We start from the raw sequence: 9,754 nt of genomic DNA on the forward strand, positions 1-9,754 counted from the left end.
AGAAATGGTAATGCCTGGAGATAATGTAGAGATGGAAGTAGAATTAATTACACCAATAGCAATGGAAGAAGGACTTCGTTTTGCTATTCGTGAAGGTGGCCATACAGTTGGTGCTGGTGCTGTAACTGAGATTATTGAGTAAATATATAATTAAATCCTCTTTAAAAATGCTGATTTAATATGACATCTGTATAAATATTTTAAAAAATAAGCATGTGTAATTTGCACATGCTTGTTTTCTCTTTTTACCGTAATATTAAGTTTTTGTAGCTTCTAGTATTTTGACATTTGCTTGAGAATATGATATGGTAATTAAGGTTATAATTTTAAGTTAGGAAAATAATCTCTGTTTGTAATAGACTAATATAAATCGTAAAAAAGCTGATAGTTATTTGGTTGATGTCAATTTAAACAGCAATATAATAGTTTGGGGAGGTGCATTGTTATGAGAGAAATAATTACCTTGGAATGTACTGAATGTAAAAATCGAAATTATTCTACAACTAAAAATAAGAAAAATACTCGCGACAGGTTAGAATTAAAAAAATACTGCAAATTTTGTAAGGAACACACCCTTCATCGTGAAACCAAGTAAAGCTTCGATAGATTTTTTAATTGGAGCCGAACAGACAAAACTTAAATGAGGATAGGTGAGAATATGTTCGGGAAAATAGCAAAATTTTTCAAACAGGTAAAAGGTGAAATGAAAAAGGTACACTGGCCCAATAAAAATGAGTTATCATCATATACTTTAATTGTTGTTATAACTGTAGTATCTTTGATAGCTTTTATAGGTGTAATTGATGTAGCATTAACAAATATAATTACTCCATTGATAATGTAATTTAAGGTGTTTAATTAAGGAGGTGTTGGTCCTTCAGTATAGGGGCCTATTTATGGAAGATCAAAGACAGTGGTATGTAGTCCATACTTATACTGGTCATGAAAATAAAGTTAAGAAAAATCTTGAAAAGAGAATTGAAACAACTGGTATGGAAAATAAAATATTTAGAATACTTGTTCCAACTGAGAAGAAAACCACTAAAAGAGGTGGGAAAAAGAAAGTTGTAGATAAAAGAGTGTTTCCTGGATATGTACTGGTAGAAATGATCATGGATGATAATTCCTGGTATGTAGTTAGAAATACACCCGGTGTAACTGGTTTTGTTCGAAGTGGAACCAAACCTTTGCCATTACAGCCTGATGAAGTTGACCATATTCTTGGTGGTATGGGAGTTAAAAAAGATGAAATACAGGTTGATTTTGAAGAAGGAGATAAAGTGAAAGTTACTGAAGGTCCATTTGAAGAATTTGTTGGGATTGTTCAGGAAATACATCCTAAACAGGGAAAAGCAAAGGTTTCTGTATCAATGTTTGGAAGAGAGACACCAATGGAATTAGAATTTTCTCAAATAGAAAAAATCTAATAAGATGATATACTAGAATAAGTTATTTTAGAAAGGAGGGTTTGTCATGGCTAAGAAAGTAGAAGGTCAAATAAAATTGCAAATACCAGGTGGACAGGCTAATCCTGCTCCTCCAGTAGGTCCTGCTCTAGGGCAACATGGTGTAAATATATCTGAGTTTTGTAAGCAATTCAATGCAGAAACTTCTGATAAAGCTGGTACACTTATACCGGTAGAAATCACAGTTTATGCTGATCGTTCATTTGATTTTATAACCAAAACTCCACCTGCTGCTGTATTACTAAAAGAAGCAGCTGGAATAGAAACTGCTTCTGGTGAACCTAATGTTGAAAAGGTCGCTACTGTAAAAAAAGATGATGTAAAAGAAATTGCTGAAACAAAAATGAAGGATTTAAATGCAGGAAGTCTTGAAGCAGCAATGAGTATGGTTGAAGGAACTGCTCGTAGTATGGGAATTACAGTTGAAGAGTAAAGTTTTAAATATGTGGGAGGAATTATTCCGTTAAAACCACCTAAGGAGGAGATATAAATGGCTAAAAGAAGTAAAAGATATAAAGATATGGTTGATAAATTTGATAAAGAAACTCTTTACAATCCTGAAAAAGCTTTAGATACAGTGAAAGATTTATCTAGTGCCAATTTTGATGAAAGTGTAGAGTTAGCTGCAAATCTTGGTGTAAATCCTAAACATGCAGATCAAAATATTAGAGGTACTGTTGTATTACCAAATGGTACTGGACAGGAAATTAAGGTTATTGTTTTTGCAAAGGGCGAAAAAGTAAAAGAAGCTGAAGAAGCTGGTGCTGATGTTGTAGGCGGTGAAGAATTAGCTGAAAAAATAGAAGATGGATGGTTAGATTTTGATCTTGCTGTTGCAACACCAGATATGATGAGTGTTGTTGGTAAATTAGGACGTATTTTAGGTCCAAAAGGTCTTATGCCTAACCCAAAAGCTGGAACTGTTACTTTTGAATTAGAAAAAGCTATTAAAGAATTTAAAGCAGGTAAACTTGAGTATCGAGTTGATAAAAATGGAGTTCTTCATTTGCCAATAGGTAAAGTTTCATTTAGTACTGACGAACTCATAGAAAACTTCAAAAAAATCATGGATACAATAATAAGAGAAAGACCTGCAGCCGCTAAAGGTAAATATTTACAATCAGTTACTGTAACATCAACTATGGGTCCAGGTATAAAAATTGATCCTTCAGTTGTAATGAATATGCTTGAAAGATAAAACTTGACTATATTGAATTATATGTGTTATGATGTATACAGTTAAAATTTAATATAAACCATAGACAGTAGGAGTCAATTTTTGACTTAAAATTCCTACCGAGGTTATTAGTCTTTTGTAAAGAAAACTAACCTCCTGTCTGTCTATGGGAGGTTTTTTTTAATTATAGAATAATTTGTGTTTAGAAATTGCAAGGGGGTGAAAAGATGGCAAGACCCGAAAAAGAGGCGGTTGTAGCTGAATTAGCCGATGATTTTTCTAAAGCAAAATCAATGGTTATAACCGATTATTTGGGATTAAATGTAGAAGAGATGACTGAACTCCGTAAAAAGCTTAGAGAAGCAGGAGTTGAATATAAAGTAGTAAAAAATACTCTTGCCAAAATCGCAGCAGAAAAAGCAGAAGTAAAAGATGTAGATCAATTTATTGTTGGTCCTACAGCTATTGCTTTTGGTTTAGAAGATGTAGTTTCTCCAGCAAAAATATTAGTTGATTTTGCTGAAGATCATGAAAACTTAGAGATTAAAGCAGGTACTTTAAACGGTGGAATTATTGATGAAGAAAAAGTAAAATCTTTAGCAGAAATTCCTTCAAGAGAAGAATTATTAGCAAAAGCTTTTGCTGGAATGAAAGCTCCAATAAGTGGACTTGTTAATGTATTACAGGGTAATGTTCGTGGATTAGTACAGGTTTTAAATCAAATTAAAGAACAGAAATAATTATAAACTATATAAGGAGGAAATTAAGAATGAATAAAGAGGAAATTATTGAAGCTATTGAAGAGATGAGTGTTTTAGAATTATCTGAGTTGGTTGAAGAATTAGAAGAGAAGTTTGGTGTAAGTGCAGCAGCTCCTGTTGCAGCAGCAGGTGCAGCTGGCGGCCAAGAAGGTGGCGGAGAAGAAGAACAAACTGAATTTGATGTATTTCTTGCAGAAATTGGAAGCAAAAAAATCAATGTTATTAAAGCAGTTAGAGAGCTTACCGGTCTTGGTTTAAAAGAAGCTAAATCTGTTGTAGATGACGCTCCACAAAATGTAAAAGAAGGATTAAGTAAAGAAGATGCTGAAGAAATGAAAGAAAAATTAGAAGATGCTGGGGCAACAGTAGAACTTAAGTAATTAAAAAGTTCAATAATATGTTTAAAAAGATGGGGTAATTACACCCCATCTTTTAACTCTAAAATTATATATATTATTTATTTTTTATTATAGTACTCTAGTGAATAGAGTGCTTTTTCAATATTATACTAAAATTTTGGATAATTTTTATTGACAAATCAAAAAAGTTATGATAATATTATTAATTGTCGATATGATTTTATAAGTTACTTATAATGGGATAAAAAGTACTATAATTTTCTAATAAATAGCAATAATAGACATTTATAATAAAAAAATTCTTTATACTAATGTATTTTTAAACATATCAAGCGAGGTAAAGTTTACCTGGCTTTATATATTATATAAATTAAAATAAAATATTTGGTTGGTATAATTAGGCAAAAAGTTATATTTTAAGTTAATTATATTTTTTAAAGTAATCCTGGGGGTGCAAAGATGGCTAAGAAACGGGAGAGGTACAGTTTTTCAAAGATAGAAGATGCAAAAGAACTAACACATTTGATTTCTACTCAACTTGATTCTTACCAATGGTTTTTAGATGAGGGATTAAAAGAGGTTTTTGAAGAGATCTCACCAATTGAAGATTTTTCTGAAAACTTAGTTTTAGAATTTGTTGATTATCACTTAGAAGATCCCCAAATTAGTGTGCAGGCCTGCCGAGACAAAGATGATACTTATTCAGCTCCTTTACAAGTTAAAGTGCGTTTAATTAATAAGGAAACTGGTGAAGTTAAAGAGCAGGAAGTTTTCATGGGCGATTTTCCTTTAATGACAGACAAAGGTACATTTATTATTAATGGTGCTGAAAGAGTTGTAGTTAATCAGTTAATTAGATCATCTGGAGTTTATTTTGATGATGAACGAGTAAAAGATGGTAGAAGATTAATTAATGGAAGTATTATTCCTAATCGTGGTGCCTGGATTGAATTTGAATATGATAAGAAAAGAATTATTTCAGTTAGAGTTGATAGAACTAGAAAAATGCCTTCTACAATTTTATTTAGGGCTTTAGGCTATAGCTCTGATTCTGAATTAATAGATCTTTTAGGTGACCATGAAGTAATTATGGATACTCTTGAACGTGATAATACTGAATCACAGGAAGAAGCACTTATAGAATTATACAAAAAATTGAGGCCAGGTGAACCACCTACAGTTGAAAGTGCTCAAAATCTAATTGATTCATTATTTTTTGATCATAAACGTTATGATCTTGCTGCTGTAGGACGTTATAAATTAAATAAAAAATTAAATTTGGATATAGATCCTGATAAGAAATATCTTGATGAAAAAGATATTATTGAAACAGTAAGGTATCTTGTTAGATTAGTTAATGAAGATCCTGATGCTTATATAGATGATATTGATCATTTAGGAAATAGAAGATTGAAGACAGTAGGAGAACTTCTGCAAAATCAATTTAGAATAGGTCTTTCCAGAATGGAAAGAGTAGTTAAAGAAAGAATGACTATTCAAGATATTGATGTTGTTACTCCACAGGCTCTAATTAATACAAGACCTGTTGTTGCTTCTATTCAGGAATTTTTTGGTAGCAGTCAGTTATCTCAATTTATGGATCAAACTAATCCACTTGCTGAATTACAGCACAAACGTCGTTTAAGTGCTCTAGGACCTGGTGGATTAAGTAGAGAAAGAGCTGGATTTGATGTTCGCGATGTTCATCACACTCATTATGGACGTATTTGTCCTATTGAAACTCCTGAGGGACCTAATATCGGTTTGATTGGTTCAATGGTGACATATGCCCGGACAAATAAATTTGGCTTTCTAGAAACTCCATATAGAAAAGTGACTGATGATAATCGAGTAACAGAGCAAATCGATTATTTAACTGCTGATGAAGAAGACCAATATACAATTGCTCAGGCTAACTCAGAATTAGATGAAGATGGTTATATTAAAGATGATATTGTTTTAGCTCGTCATAGAGGAGATATTTTTGAAACTGCTCCAGATGAAGTTGATTATATGGATGTTTCCACCAAGCAGCTTGTTGGAGTTTCAGCAGCTATGATACCATTTTTAGAAAATGATGATGCTAACCGTGCTTTAATGGGAGCAAATATGCAGAGACAGGCTGTACCTTTATTAAAATCAGATGCTCCAATAGTAGGTACTGGTATTGAACATAAAGCTGCTAAAGATTCTGGGGCTGTAATTGTTGCTAAAAATTCTGGAAAAGTTACTAGAGTAACAGCAAGAAGAATAATTGTTAAAACTGATGATGGTGAAATTGATAAATATAAATTAATGAAATTTAAAAGATCCAATCAAGGTAGTTGTATGAATCAGACTCCTTTAGTATCTAAAGGAGAAAAAATAGAAGAAGGACAAATCATTGCAGATGGTCCTTCAACTGAAAGTGGAGAAATGGCACTTGGAAGAAATACACTAATTGCCTTTATGGCCTGGGAAGGTTATAACTATGAGGATGCTATTTTAATTAGTGAAAATCTTGTTAAAGAAGATGCCTTTACTTCAGTCCATATTGAAGAACATGAAGCAGAATCACGCGATACTAAATTAGGACCTGAAGAAATAACCAGAGATATCCCTAATGTTGGTGAAAGCGCTCTAAAAGATCTTGATGAAAGAGGGATTATTAGAGTAGGAGCTGAAGTTTCAGAAGGAGATATTTTAGTTGGAAAAGTTACTCCAAAAGGTGAAACAGAACTTTCTGCTGAAGAAAGACTTTTAAGGGCAATTTTTGGTGAAAAAGCTAGAGAGGTAAGAGATACTTCCCTTAAAGTGCCTCACGGTGAAGAGGGAATAGTTGTTGATGTAAAAGTGTTTTCTCGTGAACAGGGTGATGAACTAAAACCAGGTGTTAACAAATTGGTTAGAGTTTATATAGCAACTAAAAGAAAAATTTCTGTTGGTGACAAAATGGCTGGTAGACACGGTAACAAAGGTGTTATTTCAAGAATTCTTCCAGAAGAAGATATGCCATTTTTACCTAATGGTGAACCAGTAGAAGTTGTTTTAAACCCACTTGGTGTACCTTCAAGAATGAATATTGGGCAGGTTTTAGAAACACATCTTGGTTTAGCAGCTGATGCCCTTGATTTATATATTGAAACTCCTGTTTTCAATGGAGCGACTGAAGAAGAAGTTGAAGAAATGTTGCAAAAAGCAGGATATAATAGAGATGGGAAAGTTGAATTACATGATGGTAGAACCGGTCAGGTTTTTGATAATAGAATAACAGTTGGATATATGTATATTCTCAAATTACATCACCTTGTTGATGATAAAATCCATGCAAGAGCTACTGGTCCTTATTCATTAGTTACCCAGCAACCTCTTGGAGGAAAAGCTCAATTTGGAGGTCAACGTTTTGGTGAGATGGAAGTTTGGGCTCTTGAAGCTTATGGTGCTGCATATACTCTCCAGGAAATGCTTACTGTAAAATCAGATGATGTTGTTGGTAGAGTTAAAGCATATGAATCCATAGTAAAAGGGGAAAATGTACCAGAGCCTGGTGTTCCTGAATCATTTAAGGTTCTTATAAAAGAAATGCAAAGTCTTGCTCTTGATGCTAAGATATTTACTGATGATGAAGAAGAATTACAAATTGTTGAAGAAGAGGAAGATGTAAATGAAACTGCTAAAAAGTTAGGTCTTGATACTGATCTTAAACTAAGAAAAGATAAAAAAGAGAAAGCAGATAATGAATAATTTAAATTATGAAGTTTAAATTATCAAAAATAACTGAAAGAAAGGGGAGAGGCCCTTGCTTAACGTAAATAATTTCGATTCAATGCGGATCGGAGTAGCTTCTCCGGAACAAATTAGAGATTGGTCACGAGGAGAGGTCAAGAAACCAGAAACTATTAATTATAGGACTTTAAAACCAGAAAAAGATGGCTTGTTTTGTGAAAAGATCTTTGGACCTACTAAGGATTATGAATGTCATTGTGGAAAATACAAAAGAGTTCGTTATAAAGGGGTTGTTTGTGATCGTTGTGGAGTAGAAGTTACAAGATCAAAAGTAAGACGAGAAAGAATGGGTCACATCGAGTTAGCAGCACCCTGTACTCATATCTGGTATTTTAAAGGAATACCCAGTCGTCTTGGTTTAATTCTTGATATGTCTCCACGCGCTTTAGAAAAAGTTTTATATTTTGTTTCATATATAGTTATTGACCCTGGAGAAACTCCGTTGAACGAAAAACAGTTACTTTCTGAAGGTGAATATAGAGAAGCTAAAAACAAATATGGTGATGATTTTTCTGCTGGTATGGGAGCTGAAGCAGTTAAAGAAATATTAAAGAAAATTAATGTAAAAGAAGAAGTTGCAGATCTTAAAAAAGAAGTAAAAGAAAATACTGGACAAAGAAGACGGAGAGCTGTTAGAAGACTGCAAGTTATGGATGGTCTTATTGATTCTGGAATTAAACCTGAATGGCTTGTTCTTGAAGTTATTCCAGTTATTCCCCCGGATTTAAGACCTATGGTCCAGTTAGATGGAGGTAGATTTGCTACTTCTGATCTTAATGATTTATATAGAAGAGTTATAAATAGAAATAATCGTTTGAAAAGACTTTTAGATCTAGGTGCTCCTGAAATAATCATAAGAAATGAAAAAAGAATGTTACAGGAGGCAGTTGATGCCTTAATAGATAATGGTAGAAGAGGTAGACCGGTAACCGGTGCTGGCAATAGACCACTTAAATCTTTAAGTGACATGTTAAAAGGAAAACAGGGACGTTTCCGTCAAAATCTACTTGGTAAACGTGTTGATTATTCTGGTAGGTCAGTTATTGTTGTAGGACCAGACTTAAAAATGCATCAATGTGGATTACCTAAGAAAATGGCTTTAGAATTATTTAAACCATTTGTTATGAAAGGTTTAGTAGATGAAGATATAGCTCATAATATAAAAAATGCTAAAAAAATGGTAGAAGAGGCTGATGATGAAGTTTGGGGTATATTAGAAGAGGTAATAAAAGATCATACTGTTTTATTAAATAGAGCTCCAACTTTACACCGTCTTGGTATTCAGGCTTTTGAGCCAGTATTAGTAGAAGGAAAAGCAATAAAACTTCATCCTTTAGTATGTCCACCTTATAACGCAGATTTTGATGGTGACCAAATGGCAGTTCACGTACCACTATCTGCTGAAGCACAAGCTGAGTCAAGAATGTTAATGTTATCTACTACCAACTTATTGACACCATCTGATGGTAGTCCAATTACTATTCCGACTCAGGATATGGTTCTTGGTATTTATTATCTAACAAGTGCTAAAGAAGATGAAAAAGGAGAAGGAAAAATATTTTCCAATCCAAATGAAGCTATTAGAGCTCATGATAATGATAAAGTTAGTTTACAGGCAAAAGTCAAAATAAGATTTGATGGTGAGATCATTGACACTACAGTAGGAAGAATTATTTTCAATGAGACATTACCTAAAGATATGGAATTTATAAATAGACAAATTGATAAAAGTGATCTCGGGGACATCATTGCTGATATGTATGAAGACTTCGGAAATGATGCAACTGTAGAAGCTCTTGATAAAATAAAAGAAAAAGGATATGATTATTCAACAAGATCTGGTATTTCTATTGCAGTTACTGATGCAGCTATTCCACCTGAAAAAGAAAAAATTCTTGAAGATGCAGATGAACAGGTTCATACCATTGAAAATCATTATAAAAGAGGTGCTATTACAGAAGAAGAAAGATATCAAAAAGTTGTTGATATCTGGAACCAGGCTAAAGATGAAGTAACAGATGCATTATTAGAACATCTTGATGAATATAACAATATTTATATTATGGCAACTTCTGGTGCACGTGGTAATACATCTCAGATTTCTCAGTTAGCTGGTATGAGAGGTCTTATGGCAGATCCTTCAGGTAGAATACTTGATTTGCCTATTAGATCATCATTCCGTGAAGGTTTAAATGTTTTAGAATACTTTATTTCTTCTCACGGAGC

10 protein-coding genes and 1 other annotated feature are annotated in these 9,754 nt (G+C 33.0%); all 10 genes read left to right on the forward strand.

Going from position 1 to position 9,754, the window contains the following annotated elements; translation table 11 throughout:
* Positions 1–142: elongation factor Tu (tuf, locus tag VJ881_09300; protein ID HKL76248.1), on the forward strand; the 142-nt coding region annotated here is incomplete at its 5' end.
* A gap of 303 nt (positions 143–445) precedes the next feature.
* Positions 446–595 carry a 50S ribosomal protein L33 gene (gene rpmG / locus VJ881_09305; GenBank protein ID HKL76249.1) on the forward strand — a complete coding sequence of 50 codons (150 nt, stop codon included), beginning with the start codon at positions 446–448 and terminating at the stop codon, positions 593–595.
* A gap of 63 nt (positions 596–658) precedes the next feature.
* Complete coding sequence (gene secE / locus VJ881_09310) at positions 659–844, forward strand: preprotein translocase subunit SecE (GenBank protein HKL76250.1); 186 nt, start codon at positions 659–661, stop codon at positions 842–844.
* 52 nt (positions 845–896) lie between these two features.
* Positions 897–1,427: a transcription termination/antitermination protein NusG gene (nusG, locus tag VJ881_09315; GenBank protein HKL76251.1), complete on the forward strand. Its 531-nt coding sequence runs from the start codon at positions 897–899 to the stop codon at positions 1,425–1,427.
* Between the two features lie 46 nt (positions 1,428–1,473).
* Entirely contained in the window at positions 1,474–1,899 is a 426-nt protein-coding gene (gene rplK / locus VJ881_09320; GenBank protein ID HKL76252.1) for a 50S ribosomal protein L11, read from the forward strand.
* 57 nt (positions 1,900–1,956) lie between these two features.
* A complete protein-coding gene (gene rplA / locus VJ881_09325) occupies positions 1,957–2,664 on the forward strand; it encodes a 50S ribosomal protein L1 (protein HKL76253.1) in 708 nt (235 codons plus the stop codon).
* A gap of 40 nt (positions 2,665–2,704) precedes the next feature.
* Positions 2,705–2,834, forward strand: a sequence feature (ribosomal protein L10 leader region).
* Between the two features lie 36 nt (positions 2,835–2,870).
* On the forward strand, positions 2,871–3,383 hold the full coding sequence (rplJ, locus tag VJ881_09330) for a 50S ribosomal protein L10 (protein HKL76254.1): 513 nt from the start codon (positions 2,871–2,873) through the stop codon (positions 3,381–3,383).
* Positions 3,384–3,412: 29 nt separating this feature from the next.
* Complete coding sequence (gene rplL, locus VJ881_09335) at positions 3,413–3,784, forward strand: 50S ribosomal protein L7/L12 (protein HKL76255.1); 372 nt, start codon at positions 3,413–3,415, stop codon at positions 3,782–3,784.
* A 438-nt stretch (positions 3,785–4,222) separates the two neighbouring features.
* The gene (gene rpoB, locus VJ881_09340; GenBank protein HKL76256.1) at positions 4,223–7,486 is read left to right on the forward strand and encodes a DNA-directed RNA polymerase subunit beta; all 3,264 of its coding nucleotides are present in this window, start codon (positions 4,223–4,225) and stop codon (positions 7,484–7,486) included.
* A gap of 55 nt (positions 7,487–7,541) precedes the next feature.
* A partial coding sequence (gene rpoC / locus VJ881_09345) for a DNA-directed RNA polymerase subunit beta' (protein ID HKL76257.1) occupies positions 7,542–9,754 on the forward strand: 2,213 nt, incomplete at its 3' end.

Source organism: Halanaerobiales bacterium (assembly GCA_035270125.1).
In the GTDB taxonomy this organism is placed as follows: domain Bacteria; phylum Bacillota; class Halanaerobiia; order Halanaerobiales; family DATFIM01; genus DATFIM01.

What these genes read in the sequence shown, in the direction of transcription:
- rplL (HKL76255.1), top strand. Translation starts at nt 3,413, where the DNA reads ATGAATAAAGAGGAAATTATTGAAGCTATTGAAGAGATGAGTGTTTTA.
- rpmG (HKL76249.1), top strand. Translation starts at nt 446, where the DNA reads ATGAGAGAAATAATTACCTTGGAATGTACTGAATGTAAAAATCGAAAT.
- nusG (HKL76251.1), top strand. Translation starts at nt 897, where the DNA reads ATGGAAGATCAAAGACAGTGGTATGTAGTCCATACTTATACTGGTCAT.
- rpoB (HKL76256.1), top strand. Translation starts at nt 4,223, where the DNA reads ATGGCTAAGAAACGGGAGAGGTACAGTTTTTCAAAGATAGAAGATGCA.
- rplA (HKL76253.1), top strand. Translation starts at nt 1,957, where the DNA reads ATGGCTAAAAGAAGTAAAAGATATAAAGATATGGTTGATAAATTTGAT.
- rplK (HKL76252.1), top strand. Translation starts at nt 1,474, where the DNA reads ATGGCTAAGAAAGTAGAAGGTCAAATAAAATTGCAAATACCAGGTGGA.
- secE (HKL76250.1), top strand. Translation starts at nt 659, where the DNA reads ATGTTCGGGAAAATAGCAAAATTTTTCAAACAGGTAAAAGGTGAAATG.
- rplJ (HKL76254.1), top strand. Translation starts at nt 2,871, where the DNA reads ATGGCAAGACCCGAAAAAGAGGCGGTTGTAGCTGAATTAGCCGATGAT.